The sequence below is a fragment of the Streptomyces sp. NPDC014801 genome (assembly GCF_043082085.1).
In the GTDB taxonomy this organism is placed as follows: Bacteria; Actinomycetota; Actinomycetes; order Streptomycetales; family Streptomycetaceae; genus Streptomyces.
Genome location: NZ_JBIBXG010000003.1, coordinates 622,762 through 646,855, shown reverse-complemented (window position 1 = coordinate 646,855; position 24,094 = coordinate 622,762). Strand labels below are relative to the sequence as shown.

The following is a 24,094-nucleotide window of genomic DNA, read 5'->3' as shown; positions in this document are numbered from 1 at the left end:
ACCCGCTACGACAAACGCGCCCGCCACTACCAAGCCATGGTCACCCTCGCCTGCCTCCTGCTCTGGCTGCCCTGACTTTGCGGACACGACCTAGGCGGTCCCCATGTCGCAGACCCAGAAACTCCCCGTCATCTACGTCCGGGGCTTCGCCGGCGGTCAGTCCGGCATCAACAGCGCGGTGACGGACCCCTTCCTCGGCTTCAACGCGGGCTCCACCCACATCCGGATCGGACCGGACAACAAGCCGAGCTTCTATCAATTCGAAAGTCCCCTGCTGCGGCTGATGGTGGACGAGGGCTATCAGCTCCTCGTCCACGGCAGCCAGGAGAACTACCTCGACACCCACGCGGAGATTCCGGCCGCCGGCATCTGGATCCACCGCTTCTACGACCCGTCCGCGAGCACCTGGGGCGGCAAGCCCAAGGAGTTCCGCATCGAGGACGCCGCCCAGGACCTGCTCGAACTCATCGAGGAGCTGCGGGCCAAGGCCCACGTGGACCGGGTGCACCTGGTCGCCCACTCCATGGGCGGCCTCATCTGCCGCTGCCTGATCCAGAAGATCCTCCCGCAACTCGGCATCGAGCCCGCCGACTACGTCGCCAAGCTGTTCACCTACGGCACACCGCACGGCGGCATCGCCTTCGACGTCGGCTTCGGCATGCTGGAGCGGTTGCGGGACGCCACCGGCGTCGAGGGCGCCGAGATCTGCGGGCGCGAGCGGATGTACCAGTACCTGACCCCGGGCGCCACCGCCAAGGACGAGCCGCCCGAGGACTGGGACCCGCGGGCGATGCCCGCCGACGGGGAGCCCTTCGCCTTCCCGCACCGGCAGGTCTTCTGCCTGGTGGGCACCGACCCGGGCGACTACGACGTGGCGCACGGCCTGTCGTCCGCGGTGGTCGGCCCCCGCAGCGACGGCCTGGTGCAGATCGACAACGCCTACGTACCGGGCGCCTTCCGCGCCTATGTGCACCGCAGCCACAGCGGGCCCTACGGGCTCGTCAACTCCGAGGAGGGCTACCAGAATCTGCGACGCTTCCTGTTCGGCGACCTGAAGGTGGAGTCCGCGCTCGTCCACCTGCAGTTGCCGGAGGAGAAGAACACCGCGTGGCAGGCGGAGGTCACCCTGTCGATCCGCGGCCTGCAGATCGTGATGCACGAGCGGACCAGCGCCCAGTGGTGCCCGATCCAGCTCGGCAGCGGCACCCGGCCCGGCCCCGACGGCGACGGAGCCGTGCCCCTGGTGAGCACCTTCCTGTGCGAGAACCTGGCCTCCCCCACCAGCACCGGCACCCTGCGCTACGCGCTGCACCTGCGGATCCTGTCCCTGCGCGAACGCGACAACGGCTTCCTGGACTTCAGGGACCACATCGAGCAGACGCCCGACTTCGACGACATCCTCGTCGTGGACGTCGGCAGCGACTCCGGCGTTCCGGCGCTGCGCGCCACCTGGAACTCCGCCATCGTCGGCCCCATCAGCGACTACGAGCCGGCCGGCCCCACCCTGGCCGACGAGGACCCGGCGAGCGGCAGATGGGTCGGCACCGTCCCCCTGCCCGACTCCACCAGGACGATCCTCGGCGAGGACGCCCGGATCCGCCTCACCGTCACCGACTGGAGCTGAGGGGGAGGACCGCCCGGCCGGAGCAGTCGCCCTCGCCTGCTCCCCGTCCTGGCACGGCAGTCGGGACCGATTGCGCCGCCACTTCGACGACGACCTGCTCGCCCGGCGGCGGCCACCACGAAGGCGTTGGCGGCCGCACCGGCACGGCCGGCGAGGTGGCGGGTCCGCGAAGGGGAGCACGCCCCGGAGCCGGTGCGCGCCCCCGGCGGCGCCCGTTCGGGGCGGTCGTCGGGGCGGCCCGGTGTGCGGGGCGGGGCTTCGGTGGGGTGCAGGTCGAAACGTTCATGCGTGGGTGCGTGCCCCCGGGTGGCACCGCGGTGGCGCACCGGGACGGGCGCGGGGCGCACAACCCCGGGGCTTCGCATTCTGCATATCATCCGAGCTTCGCCAGGGGTCTTGTTCTGATCTCACGTTCGGCAGCTAGCTGGTGCTGCGCCCGCTTCCTGGGCCGGGCTCCCGATGAGCCCGGTACCGACCGGCGGCGCAGGGGCCGGTTCCCCTGCGCCGCGGTCAGGGAGGCGGGGCGGGAATCCGCACGTGAGGAGTGGTCATGAAGAAGGCTTACGAGGCACCGACGCTCGTCCGGCTCGGTACCTTCCGGAAGGAGACGGGGCTCCTCGGACGCTCCGGCAACGACCGGCTGATCCTGAGCAAGAACTGACGACCGACGGTCCTTGACCCGACGTCATGACTGATCTGCACGCAAGTGCGGGGACGGGCCCCGGCGACGCGTACGTGGCGGTCTTCACCGACCGCGCGGACGCGGCCGCCGTGGCCCGCTCCTTCACCCGCCCCGGCAGCCGTACCGTCACGCACCCGTCGGGCCGGCCCTGGCTGGTCGGCCACTGGCAGGACGAGGAGATCGTCACCGCGAGCGCCGGCAGCACCCTGCTCGCCGTCCTCGGCTGCTGCCCGATCGGCGCCGACGAGCTGAGGCGCCGCGCCGCACGGCTGCGTGACCTCGCGGAACTCGACGCGCTGGCCCGGTCCCTGCCCGGCAGTTTCCACCTCGTCGGCGCCCTCGACGGACGGATCCGCGTGCAGGGCACCGCCTCCGGGCTGCGCCTGGTCTTCCACGCGGAGATCGGCGGCGTACGCGTGGCCTCCACCCGCGCCGACACGCTGGCCGCCGTCCTCGGCGCGGACCCCGACGTGGAGGAACTCGCCGTCCGGCTGCTGTGGCCCGCCCCCTACCCGCTGTTCGAGAGGCCGATGTGGCGCGCGGTGACGGCCGTTCCCCCGCAGGACGCCCTGGTCGTCGGCGCGGACGGGCGCACCGTACGGCACACCCGGTGGTGGACCCCGCCGGAGCCGGTGCGGCCACTGGCCGAGGCGGCCCCGGAGATCCGGGCGGCGCTCGAGGAGGCCGTCGACGCGCGCACCCGGCAGGGCGGCGTGGTGAGCTGCGACCTGTCCGGGGGCCTGGACTCCACCTCGGTCTGCTTCCTGGCCGCCCGCTCCCCCGCCCGCGTGGTCGCCAGTACGTGGCCGGGGCGGGACCCGGCGGACACCGACCTGTCCTGGGCGAAGCGGGCGATGGGCCACCTGCCGGACGTCGAGCACGTGGTGTGGGACGCCGGGGCCTCACCGCTGGTCTACGACGACCTGCTCGGCATCGACGACCTCCTCGACGAGCCGACCATCGGCGTCATGGACCGCTCTCGTGTCCTGCACCACCTGCCCGGCCTCGCCGCGCGCGGCAGCCGGCTCCATCTGACCGGCATCGGCGGCGACCACGTCGCCTGGTGCTCCGAGGCGTACTACCACCGGCTGTCCCGCACCCGCCCGCTGCTCGCGCTGCGCCAGCTGCGCGGGTTCCGGGCGCTGTGGCAGTGGCCGCTCGGCGGCACACTCCGCGCCCTGGCCGACCTGCGGCCGTACGAGAAGTGGCTCGCCGACGCGGCCGGCGACCTGCGGCGACCGCTGCCCTCGTCCGTCGCGACGGGGCTCGGCTGGGGCATGGCCCCGCGCCTGTTCGGCTGGGTGACTCCCGAGGCCGAGCGGATGGCCCGCCGGGCGCTGCTCGACACCGCGGCGACCGTCTCACCGCTGCATCCGGACCGCGGGCTGCACAGCGACCTGGAGCAGATCCGCTCGTGCAGCCGGGTGATCCGGCAGTGGGACCGGATGGCGGCCCGCGCGGGTCTGCCGATGGCCTCTCCCTTCCTCGACGACCGTGTCATCGAGGCCTGCCTCGCCGTGCGCCCCGCCGAGCGCGTCACGCCGTGGCGGTACAAGCCCGTCCTGACCGCCGCGATGCGCGGGATCGTGCCCGAGGAGTGCCTGCGCCGCAGCACCAAGGCCACGGCCTCCATGGACGCCGCCGACGGACTGCGCGAACACCGCGCCGACCTGCTGGCCCTGTGGGAGGACTCACGGCTGGCCGGGCTGGGCCTGGTGGACGGCGCCGCGCTGCGCCGGCTCGCCCGGCGGCCCGCCTCCCCGGGGCTGTCCGACGCCATCCTCTACTCCACGATCGCCGCCGAGGTGTGGCTGCGCGGGCTCACCCGCGTCCCGCCGCCCTCGGTGCCACGGACGCTCACCACGTCCCGCGGCCCCGACCGCCGCCCGGAGCGTCCGCACCCCTGACCGCGTCACCCGTCATCCACGTCAGAAAGGCCCCCACATGCCTCTGCGGTTCGGCGACAACGTCTCCGCGGCCGAGACCGACTACGGCACGGTCCTGCTGGACGAACAGGGCGGTGCCTACTGGGAGTTGAACCCGACGGCCACCCTGGTGGTGCGGACCCTGATGGACGGCGGCGAGGAGGCCGACGCGGCCGCCGCCCTGGTCCGCGAGTTCGCCGTCGACCAGGCCCAGGCCCTGCGGGACGTCGAGACGCTCGTGCGGGAGCTGCGCGAGTCGGGGCTCGCCTCATGACGACGCCCAGCGCGCTGGAGCGGCCCACCGGTGTGCCCCTGGCCCGGCGGCTGACCGCCCGCCTCGTCCTGCTCCCCGCCCTCGGTCTCGCCCTGCTGCCGCCGCGCCGCATCCGCGCGGTGCTCGGCGTCCTGCGCCGCGGCGCCGCGCCCGCGACCGCCGCCGAGGCGCAGCGGGCCCGCGACGCCATGTGCGCGGCCAGCCTGCACTGCGCCGGGCCCAAGGGCTGCCTGCCGCGGTCGCTGGGAGCGGCCCTGCTGTGCCGGCTCGGCGGCACCTGGCCGACCTGGTGCACCGGCGTCCGGGTCACCCCGCCCTTCACCGCGCACGCCTGGATCGAGGCGGAGGGCGCCGCGGTCGGCGAGGGCGTCCCGCCGGGCTACTTCGCCCGGCTGGTCGCCGTGGGCCCCCTGCCCGGGCGTGCCGGCCGATGACGGGCGTCACGGCACCGACCGGCGAACGGGCCGCCGTCACCGCGGCCGGCACGTCGACCTTGGCGGCGGTGGCCACGATGTACCGGCTGACCGCCGGGCACCGCACGGCCATCGCCGTCGCGAGCGTCCTGACCCTCGTGGGTTCCGCCCTGGGGCTGGCTCAGCCGCTCGTCGCCCGGCAGGTCGTGGACGCGAGCGGCCGCGGGCACCTCATCTGGCCGCTGCTGGTCCTGCTGGGCGCGCTGTTCGTCGTCGAGGCGGCGACGGGCGCGGCGGGACGGTTCCTTCTGGAGCGGATGGGCGAAGTCGTCGTACGGCAGCTCCGGCTGGGGCTGGTGGGCCGGCTGCTGCGGCTGGAGATGAGGGAGTACGACCGCCACCGGGGCGCCGACCTCATCTCCCGGGTGACGGCCGACACCACCCTGCTGCGGGAGGTCGTCTCGCAGGCCCTGGTCGATCTCGTGACGGGGAGTCTGGTCGCCGCCGGGGCGATCGCGCTCATGGCGTGGCTGGACCTGCTGCTGCTGTTCCTGGTGGCGGTGACCGTGGCGGTGGCGGCCGTGCTGGTCGCCTCGCTGCTCGCGGGCATCCGGCACGCGTCCGAACAGATGCAGCGCTCGGTCGGCGCGATCGCCGCCGGCCTGGAACGCGCCCTGAGCGCCCTGCCCATGGTCCGGGTGCACCGCGCGGAGGAGCGCGAGGCGGCCGGCATCGGGGCGCGAGTGGACGCGGCCTACGGCGCGGGGGTGCGCACCGCGAAGCTCGCGGCCGTGATGAGCTCCGCCGTCGAACTCGCCGTCCAGGGCTCGTTCTTGATCGTCCTGGTGGTGGGCGGCCTGCGGGTGAACGGCCGCGCGGGCTCCCTCGGCGACCTCGTGGCGTTCCTGCTGTACGCCTCCTACCTGGTGCTGCCGTTGTCCTCCGTCTTCCGCGCGGTGGGTCTCGTCCAGCGTGGAATGGGCGCCTACCAGCGCATCGACGAGGCGCTCCGCCTCCCCGTGGAGCCCGCCGCGGGCCCGGCCGCGAAGGACCGCGCGCCCGCGCCGCGGCCGAGCGGACCGTCCGCCGGCCACGGCACAGGCACAGGCACGGGCACGGGCCGGCCGCCGCACGAGCGGCCCGTCCTCGCCCTGCGCGACGTGCACTTCGGCTACGACCCGCGGCGGCCGGTCCTGCGCGGGGTGTCCTTCTCCGTCCCGCAGCGCCGGCACGTGGCCCTGGTGGGCCGGTCGGGCGCCGGCAAGAGCACGGTGTTCGCCCTGGTGGCCCGGTTCTACGAACCGGACGCGGGCGCGCTGTTCTTCCAGGGGCGGCCCGCGACCGGCCTCACCCGTGACGCCTGCCGCCGGCGGATCGCCCTCGTCGACCAGAACACCCATGTCGTCCACGGCACGCTGCGCGACAACATCACCTACGCGGTGCCCGACGCCACGGACGCGGAGATCCGGCGCGTGATCGAACTGGCCCGGCTGGAGGAGGTCGTCGACCGCCTGCCCGGCGGCCTGTCCGCCGTCGTCGGCGAACACGGTGGCACCCTCTCCGGCGGCGAACGCCAACGCGTGGCGCTCGCGCGGGCGTTGCTGGCGCGTCCCGCGCTGCTCCTGCTGGACGAGCCCACCTCCCACCTCGACGCGATCAACGAGGCGGCGCTGACGACCGTCATGAAGGACGTGGCCCAGGAGTGCGCCCTGCTGGTCATCGCCCACCGGCTGTCCACCGTGCAGCACGCCGACCACATCGTGGTCCTCGAGGACGGCCGCACCACCGCCGGCGGACGCCACGAGGAACTGCTCGCCTGCAACGCGCTCTACCGCGAGCTGGCCGACAGCCAGATGCTCCGGTCGGGCGGGGAGCCCGGAACCGGGGAGCGGGGGCGGTAGGAGAGGCGAGAAGCGGAGGGACCGCGCAGGCTCTCCGGTACCCCGGTACCGTCGGCCGAGCGCATTCTGCAACTTGCAGCAAATCCTTGCAGACGGGGTCCGATCGGTGTTTGACTCGCTGCGGCCCGGCCGGCGTGCTCTTCCCCGGCGTCCGGGCCGGCGCGGGCGCCGGCAGGGCGATCGCCCTGGGGGACGGCCCCGTGCAGCAGGCTGCCGAAGGAGTGAGCGCATGACCCCGACCGCACACCACCGCCCCGACGAGGGCGGGCGCCCCGTCGACTACGACGTCCTGGTCGTCGGGGGCGTCGGCGTGGACACCATCGTGCGCGTGGACGAACTGCGCGTGCCGCCGGGCGACTCGGTCTTCGTGGAGCCGCTGCGGGACTACGTCGGACACACCGGCAACGGGGTGGCGCTGGGCTGGCACGCGCTCGGCCTGCGCACCAAGTTCGTCGACTTCCTCGGCGAGGATCCACAGGGCCGCATGGTGCTGGAGCACTACGCCCGCCTCGGCCTCGACTTCAGCCATCTCGTCTCGCCGCACGGCACGCCGCGCTCGGCGAACCTGGTGGACCCGAAAGGCCGCCGCTTCTCCTTCTACGACGGCCGGCACCCGGGCGGCCTGAGGCTGCCCCGCGCGTTCTACCTGCCCTTCCTCCAGCGGTCGGCGCACGTCCACCTGTCGATCGTCGGCCACAACCGGGACATGTACGAGGACATCCACCGCCTCGGCGTGACCAGCTCCACCGACCTGCACGACTGGGACGGGCGCAACCCGCACCACCGGCACTACGCCCTCAACTCCGACTACGTCTTCCTCAGCGCGGCCGCGATCCACGACCGGCTGCACACCGTCCTGCGGACGATCCTCGACGAGGGCCGGGCCCGCTTCGTGGTCGCCACCGACGGCGCCGACGGCTGCCACCTGCTGGTACGCGGTGACGACACGGTCCGCCACTTCCCCGCCGTACGGCCCGAGCGGCCGGTCGTGGACAGCAACGGCGCCGGGGACGCGTTCGTCACCGCGTTCCTGCACTCCCTGTTCGAGGGGCGGTCCTTGGAGGAGTGCGTCCTGGCCGGCTCGGTGGCCGGGGCGTTCGTGTGCGGCAGCGTGGGCACCCACACCGAGTTCATCGACCTGCCGGGGCTGCGCGCCGCCAGTGCGCGCGCCGTGGCGGGCGGGTGACCGGCGCGCACGTCCTGCACGCCGGCCCGCTGCGCGCTGCGTCGCCGCGTCACAGGCCGAACAGCTGCGCCGCGTTGTCGTGGCACACCGCGCGCAGCCAGGCCGGTCCGAGCCCGAGGCGTTCCAGGGCCTGGAGCTGGTGCAGGTAGGGGTAGGGGATGTTGGGGAAGTCGGAGCCGAGCAGGACGCGGTCGCCGAGCGCGGCGAGCCGGGGCAGGGCGCGGCGGGGGAACGGCATCAGCTGCTCGGCGAAGTCGGTGAACGTCATGGTGGTGTCCAGCCGGACCTCGGCGTACCGCTCGGCGAGGCCGAGGAAGTCCTCGTACTCGGGCATGCCCAGGTGGGCGACGACCAGCCGCAGCCGCGGGTGGCGCGCCAGCACCCGGGCCACGGGTTCGGGGCCGGTGTGCTTGCCGGGCGCGGGTCCGGAGCCGCAGTGGATCACCACGGGGATCCCGGCCTCGGCCAGCAGGCCCCATGCCGGCCGCAGCAGGTCGTCGGCCGGGTCGTACGCCCCGACCTGGACGTGGGCCTTGAACACGCGCGCCCCGGCTTCCACGGCCTCACGGACGTAGCCCTCCACGCCCGGCTCGGGGAAGAGCGTGGCGGTGTGCAGGCAGTCCGGGGTGCGGTGGGCGAACTCGGCCGCCCAGCCGTTGAGCCACCTGGCCATGCCGGGCTTGTGCGGGTAGAGCATCGCCGTGAAGGCCCGCACGCCGAACTCCCGCAGCAGCGCCGTCCGCTCCGCCTCCCGCGCGCGGTAGGTGATGGGCCACTCCAGCCCGCCGATCAGCGCGCCGCCGCGGTCGAAGTAGTCCCAGACCTTGCGCAGGACGCGTTCGGGCATGAAGTGGGTGTGCACGTCGATCAGCCCGGGAAGACCGAGCCCGCCCCAGAACCGGCGGACCTCGCCGGCCTCCTGCCGCGCGGCCCCGCCGACGCCGTCGCCGTCGCCGTCGTCGCCGGGGCGGGCGGGTATCACGCCGTGCCCTCCCCCGCCGCCGGGCGTCACGCGTCCTCCCCCGCCGGCGCGGTCGCGTACTCCGTGAAGCGGTGCACGCTCTGCGGGTTCAGCCGGTAGCCGGGGCGGCCCTGGAGGACGGCGTCCTGGATGAGGCCGTAGTCGGCGACGTCCCGGAACCGCTCCTGGCAGGCGATGCGGAATCTGCGCACAGTCTGCGCCAGCGCGGCGGAGGTGCGCAGCGTGCGCTCGGCCAGTTCGGCGGCCGAGAGGAACGGCGGCTCCGAGCCGGACGCGAGATGCCGGGCGAAGTCGTGGCCGAGCACGCGCAGGATGTCGATGAGCGGCTGCGGGGTGTTCTCGTAGACCGTGATGCCCTCGATGGACAGCAGCGGGCCGTAGAGGGTGACCTCCAGCCGGTTGGGCTCCGGCAGCTTCTCGTCGTCCAGGTCGAGGGAGAGGAACTCGGGCGCGAGGTGCCCGGCGCGCAGCCCGATGTAGCGGCTGAGCAGCTGGCCGCGGTCCGCGGTGCGCGGCGCCTGCAGGTAGTCGACGACCGCGCCCAGGGCGTCCGGCAGGGCGGGCCGCAGGTCCCGCAGATAGCGGGTGATCCACTCCACCGAGGCGTCGCGGCCGTGCAGCCGGGCGTGCAGGACGGCGGTGTCCAGCAGGACGAGCGAGGCGCAGGAGTCCAGTTCGGCGTAGCCCAGGCGATCGTGCAGGGTCGCGGCCGTGTCGATGAGCGCGCCCGGCTTCACCCGGATCCGGTAGCTGCGCAGCATCCGGTGCCAGTTCTCGTACGCCGTGAGGTGCACGTTCCACTTGTCGGCGGCCTCCAGGTAGCGGTCGCCGAGGTGGCGGAAGATCCGCGGGTACGGCGACTGCTGATAGGTGGCCCAGCCGAAGGAGAAGATGTCGAGTGCCGCGTCGAAGTCGCGCTGGGCGCCGTAGCGGCAGGCGGAGATGAGGAACTCGCTGGTGCGGACATAGCGCAGGAGCAGGGAGCGGTCCCGTTCGGTCAGTTCCGTGGGGCGCAGCGCGGAGGACTCCACGAAGGTGCTGTACTGGCCGCTCTGCACGTCTCCCAGGTGGAAGGCGAAGGAGCGCCCCGCGCCGGAGGCGGCCGTCGGGTGGTCGGCGAGCACCTTTTCCACGTACGTGCGCTGGGTCTCCAGTTCGGCGGCGGCCTCCTCCTGCCGCCCGGCGAGCAGATGGGCGATGACCAGGTCGGTGTGCAGCCAGGAGGCGTCCGCGAAGTAGCGGTACCGGCGGTAGCGGTCGAGGGAGGCCTGGAAGAGCGGCACGGCCTGCTCCGCGTCGCCTGCGGCGGCCGCCGCGAGGCCCTCGTGCCACAGGACGAAGGAGACCTGCGCGAACGCCTCGGGCCCGGCGTCGCACCCGGCGTCGCGGGCCAGGCGGGCGAACGCCGAGGGGAACATGGAGTCGGCGTATCCGGCCCACCCCTGGCTGAGGTGGTCGGCCACCTCCGTCAGCAGGTCGAGGGACCGCTCCTGCACGGCCCGGCCGAGGAGGTAGATCAGCTCCCGGGTCCTCGGCAGGATCCGGCCGGTGTAGAAGAAGGACGTGTCGACGTACTTCTCGGCGGTCGCCAGCAGCGTGGGCGCGGCCGAGGCCCCGCCGTCCATACGGGCGCACAGCTCGCCGAGGAGCAGCAGCAGCGCGACGTCGTGCTCGTCGGCCTGCCGCAGATCGGACGCGGGCACGTCCACCACGTCGGTCACCACGACCCGGCGGCCGCCGGCCACGTGCTCCTCCAGCGCCCGGTAGCGCTCGACTACGCTGCTCATCTTCGCTGTCCCATCGTTGCTCGCCCATGCGCCATGGCGTCCCCGCCGGCCGGACCTCGAAGGCGGTGCCGGCAACCGGTCGGTGACGCTCGTCCGGAGCAGTCCCACGTAGGGCCACCCGGCTCTGACAGACATGCTTCGGGCGGTCCGACTGCTGCGTGAGTGTGCCACGGGTGCCGGTTCCCCCACGGCACCCGCAGACATCTCGATGTCATCTTAGACAAGCCGGATGACTCGCCTCGGACAAGCCGGACGACGCACCCGTCCCGGCTGTGGCGACCCCTGCCCGGCGCACCCGTGACACCCCTTGCTCCGCGCACCCGTGGCGCTCCCGCCCCGCACACCGAAGCGGCCCCGGACGGCGGGGAGGGCCGGGTTTCCGGCTTCCCCCCGCCGTCCGGGGCCGTGGTGCGGGCCCGCGGCGGCTCAGACGCGGCGGCTGTCGGCCAGGGTGCCCTCCTCCCGGCGCAGCGCCCGGTCCGCCGCCGAGCCCAGGACGTTGCGGTGGATCTCGGTCGTCGCGGTGGACTTGTTCAGGGTGATGTAGTGCAGGCCGGGGGCGCCCTCGGCGAGCAGCCGTGCGGCCAGGGCGGTGGCGTGCTCGACGCCGATGCGGTGGCCCTCGCCGGGCCGGTCGCGGACGGCTTCGAGCCGGTGCGCCAGTTCCTCCGGGAAGGAGGCGCCGCTGAGTTCCGCGAAGCGGCTGATCTGGCGGACGTCGGTGGCGGGCATGATCTCGGGGATGATCGGGGTGTCGCAGCCCGCGGCCGCCACCCGGTCCCGCAGGCGCAGATAGTCCTCGGCGTGGAAGAACATCTGCGTGATCGCGTAGTCGGCCCCCGCCCGGCACTTGGCCACGAAGTGCCGGATCTCGCTCTCCCAGTCCGGCGAGCGCGGGTGCCGTTCCGGGAACGCGGCCACGCCGATGGTGAAGTCGCCCAGCGAGCGGATGAGCTCGACCAGCTCGTGGGCGTGCGTGAAGCCGTGCGGATGCGGTGTCCAGGGGCCGAGCGGGTCGCCGGGCGGGTCGCCGCGCAGCGCCAGGACGTCACGGATGCCGGCGTCGGCGTACTGCCCGATGATCTGCCGCAGTTCGGCGACCGAGTGCCCGACCGCGGTGAGGTGGGCGACCGGGCGCAGGGTCGTCTCGGCCGCGATGCGCCGGGTCAGGGCGATGGTGCGGTCCCGGGAGGAGCCGCCGGCCCCGTAGGTGATGGAGACGAAGTCGGGGCGCAGCGCCTCGACCCGGCGCAGGGCGTGCCACAGCGTGCGCTCGCCGGCCTGCGTCTTCGGCGGGAAGAACTCGAAGGAGAACGTGCGGGGATCGGCGGTCATGACACCACCGTCAGGCAGGCGGCGATCTCCTCGGCGGGCCGCTCGCCGTAGACCGTGCCGATCCGGTCCAGGAGGTCGGAGGCGAGCAGCTTGTACTCCTGGGTGCCCAGGGACTCGATGACCACGGTGGCCAGGGCGCAGCCGAGCTGGGCCGCGCGTTCGAACGGCAGCCGCCAGGCCAGGCCCGCGAGGAAGCCGGCGCGGAAGGCGTCGCCCACCCCGGTCGGGTCGACGACGTCCCGCGTCGGCACGGCCGGTACGTCCTGCCGGTGCCCGCCGGCGGTCTCGAGGGTGACGCCGTCGGCTCCGCGGGTGACGATCCAGGTGCCCACCCGGCCGAGCACCTCCGCCCGGCTCCAGCCGGTCCGCTCCAGCAGCAGGGCCTGCTCGTACTCGTTGGTGAACAGCAGCCGGGCGCCGTCCACCAGGCGCCGGGTCTGCCCGGTGTCCAGGCGGGCCAGCTGCTGGGACGGGTCGGCCGCGACCGGGACGCCCAGGGCGTGCGCGGCGGCCGTGTGGCGCAGCATCGCCTCGGGGTCGTCGGCGCCGACGAGGACGAGGTCGAAGGGCCCCGCCCGGCGGTGCGCGGCGGCGAGGTCGATGCGGCTCGCCTCGGCCATGGCACCGGCGTAGAAGGTGGCGATCTGGTTCTGGTCGGCGTCGGTGGTGCACACGAAACGCGCGGTGTGCAGGGTGTCGCTCACCCGGACCGACGCGGTGTCGACGCCGTGCCGGGTGAGCCAGGCGTCGTACTCGGGGAAGTCGGTGCCCGCGGCGCCCACCAGCACGGGGCGCAGGCCGAACCTGCCGAGCCCGAGGGCGATGTTCGCGCCGACGCCTCCGCGCCGGACGTCGAGACGGTCCGCGAGGAAGGACAGCGAGACTCTGTCGAGCCGGTCGGTGATGAGCTGGTCCCGGAAACGGCCGGGGAAGACCATCAGATGGTCGGTGGCTATCGACCCGGCGACTGCGAGACGCACGGCGATCTCCCTTCTCGGCTGCCGCGAAGGCACGCCGTCAGGCCCGGCCGGCGGCCGCGCGGAGGGCGTCGGCGCGGTCGGTGCGCTCCCAGGTGAACTCGGGCAGCTCCCGGCCGAAGTGGCCGTAGGCGGCGGTCCGGGCGTAGATCGGGCGCAGCAGGTCGAGGTCGCGGATGATCGCGGCCGGGCGCAGGTCGAAGACCTCCCGCACGGCCTTCTCCAGGGCCGCGTGGGGCACGGTCGCGGTGCCGAAGGTCTCGATGAACAGCCCGACCGGGGCGGCCTTGCCGATCGCGTACGCGACCTGCACCTCGCAGCGCGCGGCCAGGCCCGCGGCGACGATGTTCTTCGCGACCCAGCGCATCGCGTACGCCGCCGAACGGTCCACCTTGGACGGGTCCTTGCCGGAGAAGGCGCCGCCGCCGTGGCGGGCCATGCCGCCGTAGGTGTCCACGATGATCTTGCGGCCGGTCAGGCCGGCGTCGCCCATCGGGCCGCCGATCTCGAAGCGGCCGGTGGGGTTGACCAGCAGGCGGTAGCCGTCGGTGTCGAGGGAGATGCCGTCCTCGGCCAGCTGCTTGAGGACGACGTCGACGACGTGCTCCTGGACGTCGGGTGCGAGCAGCGACTCCAGGGCGACGTCGGCGGCGTGCTGCGAGGAGACGACGACGGTGTCCAGCCGGGCCGGACGGCTGCCCAGGTACTCGACGGTGACCTGCGTCTTGCCGTCGGGGCGCAGGTAGGGGAGGGTGCCGTCCTTGCGCACCTGGGCGAGCCGTTCGGACATGCGGTGCGCGAGGTGGATCGGCAGCGGCATCAGCGTCGGCGTCTCGTCGGTGGCGTAGCCGAACATCAGGCCCTGGTCGCCGGCGCCCTGCCGGTCCAGTGCGTCCGCCTCTCCCCCGGCGGCGGCGCCCTCCACCCGGGCCTCGTAGGCGGTGTCCACGCCCTGCGCGATGTCCGGGGACTGCGCGCCGATCGACAGGGAGACACCGCAGGAGGCGCCGTCGAAGCCCTTCACCGACGCGTCGTAGCCGATCTCGAGGATCTTCTCGCGCACCAGCTGCGCGATCGGCACGTAGGCCTGCGTGGTGACCTCGCCGGCCACGTGCACCAGGCCGGTGGTGATCAGGGTCTCGACGGCGACCCGGGAGGCCGGGTCCTCGCGCAGCAGCGCGTCGAGGACGGTGTCGCTGATCTGGTCGGCGATCTTGTCAGGATGTCCCTCGGTCACGGACTCCGAGGTGAACAGTCGACGGGACAACGCCGTTTCTCCTCTGTTGCGTCGGGAAGTGCGGGGCGGCCGGCTGTGCCGGGTGAAGGGCGGGACGGTGAGCGTCAGGAAGTGCATGCGAAGCCGGGGACGGAGACGACGCCTTCCGCGTCGCGCGACCGGTCCAGGACGAGCTGGGCGAGGGCGATGTCCAGGGAGCCGAGGCCGAAGGGCGAGTAGACGGCGCGCCGGTCCCGGTCGGGCTTGGCCACGCCGCGCAGGAAGTCGCCGACGGGGAGGATGCCGTCGCGCTCCACCGTGCCCTGCTCGACGGCGAGGGCGAGGGAGGTCTTCTCGCGCAGGGCGTGCGCCACGTCGTCGACGACGTGCACGGCGCCGGCCATCGCCTCGGGCGTGAGGTCGCGCAGCGACATGTGCAGGACGACCGCGTTGTGCTTGAACCAGCGGGACTCGCTCAGGTGCGGCACCACGGCGGTGGTGGCGAACAGCACCACGTCGGCGTCCTCCACGGCCTCACGCAGGGAGCCGACCGCGACCGCGTTCCCGGCCAGCCCCGCAGCGAACTCCCCGCTGCGCTCGGCGAATGCGCGGGCGCGCTCCTGGTCGACGTCGAACACCACGAGGTGGTCGCAGCTCCAGCCGAGGCCGGCGAACAGCTCCAGGGTGGTGCGGGAGATGTAGCCGGTGCCGATGACCGCGATCTTGGCCGGTGCGCGGTCGCCGGCGCCCAGCGCCTCGGCGCCGACGGCGGCGGACAGCGCGGTGCGGTGGCCGCTGATCTGTGCGCCTTCGAGGACGGCCGTGGGGAAACCGGTGCGCGGGTCGTTCAGCGCGATCAGCGCGGAGGCGCGGGGCAGGCCGAGGCCGAGGTTCTCGGGGAAGCTGGAGATCCACTTCACGCCCATGGCCTCGGACTCGCCGGCGACGTACGCGGGCAGCGCGATGATGCGTTCGCGGCGGGTGTCGTCGGGGCGCAGGAATAGGCTGTCGGGGTTGACCAGTTGTCCCAGCGCCGCCTTGACGTAGATGTCTTCGACGATCTCCTTCGACGCCGTGCCCAAGGACCGCAGCGCTTCCTTGACCGCTGCCGCGGGGACGATGGTGAGACGGTGGTCGGCGTGGTTCATGTGTTCCTCACTGTCGGTGTGGTGTCGAGGCGCTGCGGGTGCGGTGTCCCGGCGGTCGAGGGAATCGGCCGGGCTACCGCAGCAGGGAGAACTTCTTGGTGAGCGGGTCGACGACGTCGCGCGGGCCGAAGAGGGCCACGCCGTAGTAGTCGAGGTCGGCCTCCGGCGTCCGCCGCATCCGCTCCAGCTGGTCGAGGTGGCTGCCGCCGGTCATCTGGGCGGTGAAGTCGGTGCTCAGCAGCCCGGCCGCGGCCGCCTCGCCCCGCAGCCGGCGCAGCCAGGCGGGGCGTCCCTCCAGCACGACGAGCGAGAGCCCGGAGACGGGCGCGTGGCTGCCCTCGTCGGCGTCGGGGAAGTCGAGGAAGGACATGTGCGGGAGGAGTTCGGGGCGTTCGGCGGCCGCCTTCGCGAGCAGGCCGAGACAGAGGTGGCCGGCGGCGTTGGTGGCCACGCCGGGCTCCAGCTTGGCCTTGAGGGCGACGACGAACTTGTACTGGGTGTCGACGTCTTCGGGGGCGACGACGAGACGGCCGTTGTGCTGCATGGGCGTTACCTGTGGTTCCTTTTTCTCGGCACGTACGGGACGTGGTGTGTGTCAGGCGCTGCGTGTGCCAGGCGCCGTGTCCTTCAGGCGCTGCGTGTGTCAGGCGCCGTGTCCTTCAGGCGCTGCGTGTGTCAGGCGCTGAGCGAGTAGTCGAGGAAGCGCTGGACCTTCGCCGGGTTGATGCGGTAGCCGGGGCGGCCCTGAATGACGGCGTCCTGGACGATCTCGTGCTCGGCCGTCTCCCGGAACGTCTCCTGACAGGCGTGCCGGAACCGGCGCACCGCCTGGGCGATCGCCGACGGCGTGCGGTTGACGCGCCGCGCGAGTTCCGCCGCGGACAGGAACGGCACCTCGCCGCCGTCCGGCCGGGTCCGGGTGAACTCCTCGCCGAGCGCGCGCAGGATGTCGGCGAGCGGGCGCGGGGTGCTGTCGTACAAGGTGACGCCTTCCAGGGAGAGCAGGGGGCCGTAGAGCACGAACTCGAACCGGTCGGCGTCCGGCAGGGGTGTGTCGCCGAGCCCGGGGGCGGGGAACTCCGGCGCCAGGTGGGCGGGGCGCAGTCCCCGGTAGGTGCCGAGCTGCCAGGGGAACTCGGAGCCCTGCGGCACCTGGAGGTAGCGGGCGGCGGCCTGCACCAGTTCCGGTACGACGGGACGCAGTTCCTGCAGATAGCGGCTGACCCACTCGACGGCGCCGTTGCGGCCGTGCAGCCGGGCGTGCAGGAGGGCCGCGTCCAGCAGGACGGTGGCGGCGCAGGTGGGCAGACCCGCGTAGGTGAACCGGTCGTGCAGCGTGGTCGCGGTGTCGATCAGATGGCGTGGCTTGACCCGGATCCGGTAGGTGCGCAGCATCCGGTGCCAGCACTCGTAGGCGGTGAGGTGGGGGTTCCAGGGGTGCCGGCCGTCGGTGTAGCGGTCGGCCAGGCGCAGGAAGATCTTCGGGTACGGGGAGGTCTGGAAGGTGGACCAGCCGCAGGTGAAGACGTCGAGCGCCGCGTCGAGTTCCCGTCGCGCCCCGAACCGGCAGGCGGCCAGCAGGTGTTCGCTGGTGCGGGTGTAGCGCCGCAGCAGGGCCGCGTCGCGGTGGGTGAGGGCGGCCGGGCGGAGGGTGGAGGACTCGATGAAGGTGCCGTAGCTGCCGCTGCGCACGTCTCCGAGGTGGAAGGCGCCGGCCTCGTCCCCGGTGTCCTCGACCAGCGGGTGGGTGGCGAGGATGTCGTCCACGTAGGCACGCTGTGCCCGGGCGGTGGCGGCGGCCCGGTCCTCGTGGCCGGCCAGCAGATGGGCGATGACCAGGTCGGTAAAGAGCCAGGCGGCGTCCGCGTAGTAGCGGTAGGCGCGGTAGCGGTCCAGGGACGTCTCGAAGTGGGCGCGTGCCTGTTCGGCGTCGCCGGCGCCGGCGGCGGCCAGCCCGCGCTGCCAGGACACGAACGAGACCTCGAAGAACTGCTCGGCCGTCATGCCGAGGCCGAGTTCGCGGGCGAGCCGGGTGAACGCGGCGGGGAACGCGGAGTGCGCGTAGCCGGGCCAGCCCTGGCTGAGGTGGTCGGCCGCCTCGGTGAGCAGGGCCGGGGATCGCTCGTCCACCCCACGGTCGAGGAGCTCGATCAGCTCCCGGGCCCGGGGCAGGATCCGGCCGGTGTACAGGAAGGAGGAGGAGACGTACCGTTCGGCGGCCTTGGCGAGCGTGGGCGCGATCGAGGGGCCGCCGCCCATGCGGGCGCACAGCGCGGCGAGCACGAGCGTCAGCACCACGTCGTGCTCGTCGGCCAGGCGCAGGTCGGCGGCCGGGACGTCGGCCACCTCCGCCACGTCCACCCAGGAGCGCCCCGCGGCGTGCTCCTCGAGCGCCTGTAGGCGCCCGGCCAGGTCACTCGTGTGCACCTCGGTCCCATCCTGCGTCGTTCTCGTCCGGGGCGGGCACGGCTGCCCCGGTCTGCCGGTCGTGTCCCCCCGCGCGGTGCGGCGGCTCATGCCGGCCGCGGCAGCGCTCCGATCGAGGTCATCCACGTGTCGGAGTAGACGGTGCTTTCGTACTTCTCGCCGCCGTCCGCGCAGATGCACAACGCGTCCCGTACGTCGGGGTGTTCACCCAGATAGCGCACGCAGGCCGCGACGACGGCGCCGGAGGAGGCGCCGAGGTGGATGCCGGTCTCCTTCAGGACGGTCCGGCAGTAGTGGGCGGCCTCGCCGACGTCCACATAGGCGTAGTGGTCGATCAGGGACTCCTTGAGGAAGGAGGACGGCCGGCTGGCGCCGATGCCGGACAGATAGCGCCGGCCGGGCTGTCCGCCGTAGGCGACGGAGCCGTTGACGTCGACGGCCACCATACGGGTGGCCAGGCCCCGTTCGCGGAAGCACTGGCTGATTCCGGCGAAGGTACCGCCGGTGGAGACGGCCGCGAAGAGCGCGTCGGGTGCGGCGGGCAGTTGGTCGAGAATTTCCGGGCCGGTCATCCGGCGGTGTATGTCGGGGTTCTCGGGGCTGTTGTACTGGTCCACCCAGACGTAGCCGTCGTCGGCCCGGAGCATCTCCTGGACCTTCGCCAGCCGGGACAGCAGGTAGCCGCCGGCCTCGTCGACCTCGTCGACCATGACGATGGTGGCACCGAGGTCGGTCAGCCGGCTGCGGACCTCCGCTGTGCTCATCGGGTCCAGCACGGCGGTGAACCCGATGTCCAGGAAGCGGGCCATGCTGGCCAGGGCGACGCCGAGGTTGCCGGAGGTGGATTCGAGCAGGCGCACGCCGGGGCGGATCCGGCCGTCCCGGACGAGACCGCGCACGAGGCCGTAGGCGGTACGGGCCTTGATGGAGCCGGTGAGGTTGTAACCCTCGAGCTTCAGGTGGATCGTCCGCGGCTCGCCCTGGACGTCCAGCGTGATGGGCTTGATCGGGGTAAGGCCCAGCAGGGCCTCGAAGCGGTCCAAGTAGTGCTTCATCTTCCCTCACATGTCATGCGGCCAACGGGTCACCCGTACGCTCATGTGTCATGACCAAGCATCCTGATGACAAGGGACAGTCATAATCAGTAGCATCCATGACAGTAAAGGGGCGTCTCAGCATCTGGGCTGCTCCGCCGACGCGATTCGATGGAGGGCTCCTCGTGGTATTCCAGGAGCAAGATCAACTGCCACGCAAGGAGAAAACGAGGCTTGTTCGCGACGCCGTCGGCGTCGGTCTGGCCGTCGGAGCCTACGGACTGTCCTACGGCGCGCTGGCCGTTTCCAGCGGTCTGACCCTCACGCAGACCCAGTTCCTGTCCCTCGCCCTCTACGGGGGTTCCGCCCAACTCGCCCTGATCGGCACGCTCGCGGCGGGCGGCGGGGGCCTCGCGGCATCGGCGACCGCGACCCTGCTCGGGATGCGCAGCCTCTTCTACGGCGTGAGCCTGCGGCCGGTCCTGCGACTGCGCGGGGCGACCCTGCTGCCGGCGGCCCACCTGCTGAGCGACGAGAGCACCGCGATGGCGATCGCCAAGCCGACACCGCGGGAACGCCGCTTCGCCTACTGGGTCACCGGAGCCGTGGTGTTCGTGTTCTGGAACCTGACCACACTGATCGGCGCGCTGTCCGGTTCGCTGCTGGCCGACCCCGAGGCGCTGGGCCTCGACGCGGCCTCCTCCGCCGCCTTCCTGGCGCTGGTCGCGCCCCGGCTGCGCGAGCGCGCGGGGCAGTTCGTCTTCGTCCTGGCGGCGCTGGTGGCGATAGCCGTGTCCCCGGTGCTCGGCTCCGGGCTGCCCGTCGTCCTGGCCGGACTCACCGCGCTGAGCGTCCTGTTGCTGCCGGCGGCGGCCCCTGCGGTGGCGCGGGGAGGTGCCTCATGAGCTGGTCGTGGATTCTGCTGGCGACGGCCGGGTGCCTCGCGCTGAAACTGGCCGGTCTGCTGGTCCCCGAGAGCGCGCTGGGCCGGCCCGCGGTGGCGCGGGTCGCCGGTGTGGTGCCGGTCGCGCTGCTCGCCGCCCTCATCGCGACCCAGACCTTCGTCGCCGACCGTCATCTGGCCGTCGACGCGCGTGCGGCCGGCCTCGCGGTGGCGGCCCTGGCGCTGTGGCGGCGGGCCCCGTTCCTGGTCGTCGTTGTGCTCGCGGCGGCCACCACGGCCCTCCTGAGGTGGCTCGAGCTGGGCGGATGACGCGTCGGCTCAGATCCTGAGACACCTCTTTACGTGTCATCAGAGGTCAATACGATGATCCATGTAAGTCATCCAAGGGAGACCACATGACAGAGACCGTGGAGTACGCCGAGCTTCAGTACGGTTGGGAGAAGGCCTACCAAGATCAGAACGCAGGTCCGCTCTGGCAGGAAGACCCGATTCCGGTCATTCCCCAGGCGATCGACGCCCTCAAGCAGCGCAACACCCAGACGGTGGTGGACCTGGGCTGCGGTGACGGCCGCAACCTCGCCGCGCTGGCCGACGCGGGCTTCAACGCCCTTGGCGTCGACATCGCCCCCACCGGTCTCGCCCACGCCCGCCGTGTGATCAAGCAGCGTTCCTTCCTGCTGCGCGCCGACGCCACCAAGCTGCCGCTCATCGACGCCTCGGTCGACGCGGTGACCTGCTTCGACGTGTTCGGCCAGATCCAGGACCCCTCGCACCTGATAGCCGAGGCCCGGCGCATCGTCGCCCCCGGTGGCCTGTTCGTCACCAACGCCTTCACCCTGGAGGACGGCACCTACGGCGAAGGCGACGAGATCGCCCCACACACCTTCGCCTACAAGGACACCCTGTTCCGCTACTACAGCGAGGACGAGATGCGCGGGCTCTTCAGCGACTGGACGATCCACGAGATCCGCCGGATCTCCTGGGACGACCCGCCGCACGGCGACTTCCGTCCCTATCCGCACACCCACGACAACTGGGTCGTGTACGCCACGCCCCAGGACTGATCCGGTTCGGGCACGTCCAGGGCGGCCCTGCCCGGTCATCCCCGGCCAGGGCCCGCCCCGGGGCACTTCGCCCGTCCTTCACCGCCCACGTCCCACCGGCCCGCCCGCGCGGCGACGCCGGATCACGCTCGGGCCCGTCTCGCGGGTCCCCCGGCTCTCACCGAACGGCCCGCCCGGCGCGCCGTGTCCACCCCGCCACCGATCCCCTCGGCCCCCACCCACGAGCGGGCCGGCCGGGCGTCAACGCCCCCGTGCACCACGTCGGTCGACGCCCGCACGGTTCGATATGTGCGATGCCCCGCGGGCGTGACCGCCCCGCGCATCCCGGGGCCTCGACTCCCGGCGCACCACGGTGGATCGGATCACGGCCCCACCCTTCGAGGAAAAGCGCCCGTCCCGGCCTGCCGCCCCGCACAACGCCCCGGCCCTCCGGCCCGGCGGCGGTGGCCGCCCCCCTCTGCCCGCCCTGTCCGCGCTGCCCGGCCAGGGACCAGTCGAGCACCAACGGATAGGCCTGTGACCAAGCGAATTGTCATCATCGGCGGTGGTGCCACCGCCGTGAGCGCCTTGGCCCACGTGGCCGGCGCGCCCGGCATCGAACGCATCACCCTCGTGGCGCCCGGCCCCATCGGGTTCGGCACCGCGTTCGGCACCACCGACCCCACGCTGCTGTGCAACACCTCCGTGGACGTGACCTCCCTGCTGGCCGAGGGACGGTCCGACTTCCTCGGCTATCTCGCCGCCCACGGACACCCGGTCCACCGCGACGACTTCGTGCCCCGCTACCTCGTCGGGCAGTACTGCCGGACCCGCTACGGGCAGTACCGCGACCGCGCCCTGGCCCGCGGCACCAAGGTCACCCACATCCGGGAGCGGGCGGTCGCCGTCCACCGCCTCGACGACGACACCTACCAGGTCGAACTGGCCGACGGCGCCACCGTCACCGGCACCGACGTCCTCTTCTGCGCCGGCGCCGAGGAACCCCGGCTGCCCGCCGAGGTCAGCGCCCACCGCGGTGATCCCCGCCTGCACGAATCGCCCTACCCGGCGAGCCGGTTGCGCCGCCTGCCGCACGACGCCCGGGTGCTGGTGCTCGGCACCAAGCTGTCGGCCATCGACGCCGCCCTCGTCCTGTCCCAGGAGGGCCGCCGCCACACCGTCCTCACCTCGCCGTCCTCCACGCTGCCGGCCGTACGGACCCGGCTGCGCCGCAGCGCCGAGCCCGCCCTCGGCCCCGGCGACTGGGCCGCCCTGGACCCCGACAGCGCCTCCTTCGACCACTCCCTCACCCGGATGCTGTTACGGGCCGTCCGCCGCGGCCACCCCTCGGCCCGCGCCCTGCGCGCCCGCGCCAAAGGACCCGCGGCCACCCGGCAGCTCAACGAGGAGGCCCGCCTCGCGGACGAGGGCCGCATCCCCTGGCAGGACATCGTCGCCGAGGTCATCGACGCGCTCAACGAGCAGATACCGCGGTGGCGTCCGGGGGCCGCCGCCGGAGCCCTCGCCCGCCACCACACCCTGATGTCGCGGTACATCTCCGCGATCCCACTGCGCAACGCCAAGCTGCTCGTGGCCCACGCCACGGCGGGCAGACTGCGCGTGGCCCCGCGCTACCCGCAGGAGATCCGGCGCACCGGCACCGGCTGGCGGGTGCGCTGGCCGGACGGCTCGGCCGAGAGCTTCGACCACGTGGTCGTCGCCGCCGGCTACCGCGCACGCCGGCTCACCTGCGCGGCCGGCCGTCTGCGCATCGGCCACGACGGGGACGGACCGCAGCCCGAACTCCTCCCCGACCTCCGGGTCCGGCTCCCCGACCGGGCCGAGCCCGAACGCGTCTGGGTGCTGGGCTCCGCGGCCGGCGCCCGCCACCCCATCGTCAACTACCTGCGCGCCGCCGCCCAGCACGCGGCCGTGGTCGGCGCGCAGATCGCCCGGCCCCGCACCGGCGAAGTCACCCCGTACGCCGAAAGGACCACCCTGTGATCGCGCTCGTCATCCCGGCCTCCAGCGGCGTCCAGCTCGCCGACGCCCTGCAGGAGGAAGGAGCCGCGTTCGTCGAGGTCTACCCGGAGGACCGCGCACCGGCCGCCGGGGAGCGGCGCGGCGAGGTCAAGACGGTCGTGCACAGCGACCTGGACGCCACCGCCGACCAGTTGCGCGCCCTGGGGGTCCGCACGGTCGTCGCCGGCAGCGAGTTCGGTGTCACCCTCGCCGACGAACTGGCCGAACGGCTCGGGCTGCCGTACCACGACCACGGGCTGCGCGCGGCCCGGCGCGACAAGTACGCGATGCAGCAGGCCCTCGCCCGGGCCGGCCTGCCCCACGCCCGCAGCCAGGTCGTCCACGGCGAAGAGGAACTGCGGGAGCTCCTCGGGCGGTGGGCGTCGTACCCCGTGGTGATCAAGCCGTTCAACAGCGCGGGCAGCGACGGCTGCCGGATCTGCGCGACACAGGACGAGGCCCTCGCCACCTACCGGGCGATCGCCGGGCGGCGCAATCTGCTCGGCGAGATCAACGAGGGTGTGCTCGCCCAGGAGTTCCTGGCGGGCTCGCAGTACATCGTGAACACGGTGAGCATGGACGGCCGGCACCTGCTCGCCGAGCTGTACGCCGAGCGCATCGACCGCGTCGAGGGCAGCCCCGTGCTGCGGCACATCGTCAGCCGGACCACGCCCGACGAGCGCGAGCAGGAGCTGGTGGAGTACACCGGGCGCTGCCTCGACGCGCTCGGCTTCCGCGACGGCGCGGCCCACACCGAGGTCATGCTCACCGCGGACGGACCCCGGCTCGTCGAGGTCAACTCCCGGCTGATGGGCCCCTACCTCTCCGCCGACGCCTACCACTGCGCCTTCGGCTACAGCAGCCCGCACCTGGTCGCCGAGCGGTTCCTGCGCCCCGACGACTTCCACAACCGGTTCGACCTGCCGTACGGCCCCGCCCGCACCCTGGCCATGGTCTTCCTGCGCGCGCCCCGCCCCGGCGTCCTGACCTCCCTCGACGGTCTGCGGACCGTGCGCCGGCTGCCCGGCTTCCACAGCGTGGCCCAGCTGCCGCGGGTCTGCGACGTGCTGCGCGACACCCAGCTGACCACCGGCTCCTGCGGCATCGCCTTCTTCGTGCACGAGGACGCCGAACTCGTCGAGCACAGCCTCGCGGTGCTGCACGAACTGGAGGACTCCGGGGCCCTGTTCCAGGTCGACGAAGCCGGGGCCTGA

General features: G+C 73.1%; 21 protein-coding genes. 12 read left to right on the top strand and 9 right to left on the bottom strand.

Annotated features, from left to right (window positions below; translation table 11 throughout):
- Positions 1 to 103: 103 nt before the first annotated feature.
- The 7 genes from ACF1AL_RS09510 to ACF1AL_RS09480 all read left to right on the top strand — a co-directional run bounded on the left by ACF1AL_RS09510 (position 104) and on the right by ACF1AL_RS09480 (position 8,005).
- Positions 104 to 1,624, top strand: coding sequence for an esterase/lipase family protein (locus tag ACF1AL_RS09510; protein ID WP_391825709.1), 1,521 nt, complete (start codon positions 104 to 106; stop codon positions 1,622 to 1,624).
- A 550-nt stretch (positions 1,625 to 2,174) separates the two neighbouring features.
- Complete coding sequence (locus ACF1AL_RS09505) at positions 2,175 to 2,285, top strand: keywimysin-related RiPP (protein ID WP_107102704.1); 111 nt, start codon at positions 2,175 to 2,177, stop codon at positions 2,283 to 2,285.
- Between the two features lie 26 nt (positions 2,286 to 2,311).
- Positions 2,312 to 4,213 carry a lasso peptide isopeptide bond-forming cyclase gene (locus ACF1AL_RS09500; RefSeq protein WP_391825708.1) on the top strand — a complete coding sequence of 634 codons (1,902 nt, stop codon included), beginning with the start codon at positions 2,312 to 2,314 and terminating at the stop codon, positions 4,211 to 4,213.
- A 37-nt stretch (positions 4,214 to 4,250) separates the two neighbouring features.
- Positions 4,251 to 4,505 (top strand): lasso peptide biosynthesis PqqD family chaperone, encoded by a 255-nt coding sequence (locus ACF1AL_RS09495; RefSeq protein ID WP_366834978.1) that lies wholly within the window; start codon positions 4,251 to 4,253, stop codon positions 4,503 to 4,505.
- Positions 4,502 to 4,939 carry a lasso peptide biosynthesis B2 protein gene (locus tag ACF1AL_RS09490; protein WP_391825707.1) on the top strand — a complete coding sequence of 146 codons (438 nt, stop codon included), beginning with the start codon at positions 4,502 to 4,504 and terminating at the stop codon, positions 4,937 to 4,939. The genes ACF1AL_RS09495 and ACF1AL_RS09490 overlap by 4 nt, the downstream gene beginning before the upstream one ends.
- The gene (locus ACF1AL_RS09485) at positions 4,936 to 6,819 is read left to right on the top strand and encodes an ABC transporter ATP-binding protein (RefSeq protein ID WP_391825706.1); all 1,884 of its coding nucleotides are present in this window, start codon (positions 4,936 to 4,938) and stop codon (positions 6,817 to 6,819) included. The genes ACF1AL_RS09490 and ACF1AL_RS09485 overlap by 4 nt, the downstream gene beginning before the upstream one ends.
- A 229-nt stretch (positions 6,820 to 7,048) precedes the next feature.
- Positions 7,049 to 8,005, top strand: coding sequence for a carbohydrate kinase family protein (locus ACF1AL_RS09480; protein WP_391825705.1), 957 nt, complete (start codon positions 7,049 to 7,051; stop codon positions 8,003 to 8,005).
- Positions 8,006 to 8,054: 49 nt separating this feature from the next.
- Here ACF1AL_RS09480 and ACF1AL_RS09475 read toward each other — a convergent pair whose 3' ends face one another.
- The 9 genes from ACF1AL_RS09475 to ACF1AL_RS09435 form a co-directional block, all read right to left on the bottom strand.
- The gene (locus tag ACF1AL_RS09475) at positions 8,055 to 8,984 is read right to left on the bottom strand and encodes an amidohydrolase family protein (RefSeq protein WP_391825722.1); all 930 of its coding nucleotides are present in this window, start codon (positions 8,982 to 8,984) and stop codon (positions 8,055 to 8,057) included.
- A gap of 29 nt (positions 8,985 to 9,013) precedes the next feature.
- Positions 9,014 to 10,774, bottom strand: a complete 1,761-nt coding sequence (locus ACF1AL_RS09470; protein ID WP_391780282.1) for a hypothetical protein — start codon at positions 10,772 to 10,774, stop codon at positions 9,014 to 9,016.
- Between the two features lie 426 nt (positions 10,775 to 11,200).
- Complete coding sequence (gene metF, locus ACF1AL_RS09465; protein ID WP_386583601.1) at positions 11,201 to 12,109, bottom strand: methylenetetrahydrofolate reductase [NAD(P)H]; 909 nt, start codon at positions 12,107 to 12,109, stop codon at positions 11,201 to 11,203.
- Positions 12,106 to 13,089 (bottom strand): carbohydrate kinase family protein, encoded by a 984-nt coding sequence (locus tag ACF1AL_RS09460; RefSeq protein WP_391825704.1) that lies wholly within the window; start codon positions 13,087 to 13,089, stop codon positions 12,106 to 12,108. The genes metF and ACF1AL_RS09460 overlap by 4 nt, the downstream gene beginning before the upstream one ends.
- Before the next feature lie 37 nt (positions 13,090 to 13,126).
- Positions 13,127 to 14,353, bottom strand: coding sequence for a methionine adenosyltransferase (gene metK, locus ACF1AL_RS09455; RefSeq protein WP_391696118.1), 1,227 nt, complete (start codon positions 14,351 to 14,353; stop codon positions 13,127 to 13,129).
- A 74-nt stretch (positions 14,354 to 14,427) separates the two neighbouring features.
- Positions 14,428 to 15,450 carry an NAD(P)-binding domain-containing protein gene (locus ACF1AL_RS09450; RefSeq protein ID WP_391825703.1) on the bottom strand — a complete coding sequence of 341 codons (1,023 nt, stop codon included), beginning with the start codon at positions 15,448 to 15,450 and terminating at the stop codon, positions 14,428 to 14,430.
- 73 nt (positions 15,451 to 15,523) lie between these two features.
- Positions 15,524 to 15,994, bottom strand: coding sequence for a DUF2000 domain-containing protein (locus ACF1AL_RS09445; protein WP_366834969.1), 471 nt, complete (start codon positions 15,992 to 15,994; stop codon positions 15,524 to 15,526).
- Between the two features lie 131 nt (positions 15,995 to 16,125).
- Entirely contained in the window at positions 16,126 to 17,877 is a 1,752-nt protein-coding gene (locus ACF1AL_RS09440) for a hypothetical protein (RefSeq protein ID WP_391696112.1), read from the bottom strand.
- A gap of 86 nt (positions 17,878 to 17,963) precedes the next feature.
- The gene (locus tag ACF1AL_RS09435) at positions 17,964 to 18,932 is read right to left on the bottom strand and encodes a cysteine synthase family protein (protein ID WP_366834967.1); all 969 of its coding nucleotides are present in this window, start codon (positions 18,930 to 18,932) and stop codon (positions 17,964 to 17,966) included.
- Positions 18,933 to 19,096: 164 nt separating this feature from the next.
- Between ACF1AL_RS09435 and ACF1AL_RS09430 the strand changes: the two genes are divergently transcribed.
- The 5 genes from ACF1AL_RS09430 to ACF1AL_RS09410 all read left to right on the top strand — a co-directional run bounded on the left by ACF1AL_RS09430 (position 19,097) and on the right by ACF1AL_RS09410 (position 24,094).
- The gene (locus ACF1AL_RS09430; RefSeq protein WP_391825702.1) at positions 19,097 to 19,816 is read left to right on the top strand and encodes an AzlC family ABC transporter permease; all 720 of its coding nucleotides are present in this window, start codon (positions 19,097 to 19,099) and stop codon (positions 19,814 to 19,816) included.
- Complete coding sequence (locus tag ACF1AL_RS09425; RefSeq protein WP_384207350.1) at positions 19,813 to 20,124, top strand: AzlD domain-containing protein; 312 nt, start codon at positions 19,813 to 19,815, stop codon at positions 20,122 to 20,124. Before ACF1AL_RS09430 ends, ACF1AL_RS09425 begins: the two co-directional genes overlap by 4 nt.
- Before the next feature lie 86 nt (positions 20,125 to 20,210).
- Positions 20,211 to 20,879, top strand: coding sequence for a class I SAM-dependent methyltransferase (locus ACF1AL_RS09420; protein WP_391696105.1), 669 nt, complete (start codon positions 20,211 to 20,213; stop codon positions 20,877 to 20,879).
- Positions 20,880 to 21,395: 516 nt separating this feature from the next.
- Complete coding sequence (locus tag ACF1AL_RS09415) at positions 21,396 to 22,862, top strand: FAD/NAD(P)-binding protein (RefSeq protein WP_391825701.1); 1,467 nt, start codon at positions 21,396 to 21,398, stop codon at positions 22,860 to 22,862.
- Entirely contained in the window at positions 22,859 to 24,094 is a 1,236-nt protein-coding gene (locus ACF1AL_RS09410) for an ATP-grasp domain-containing protein (protein WP_391780291.1), read from the top strand. The genes ACF1AL_RS09415 and ACF1AL_RS09410 overlap by 4 nt, the downstream gene beginning before the upstream one ends.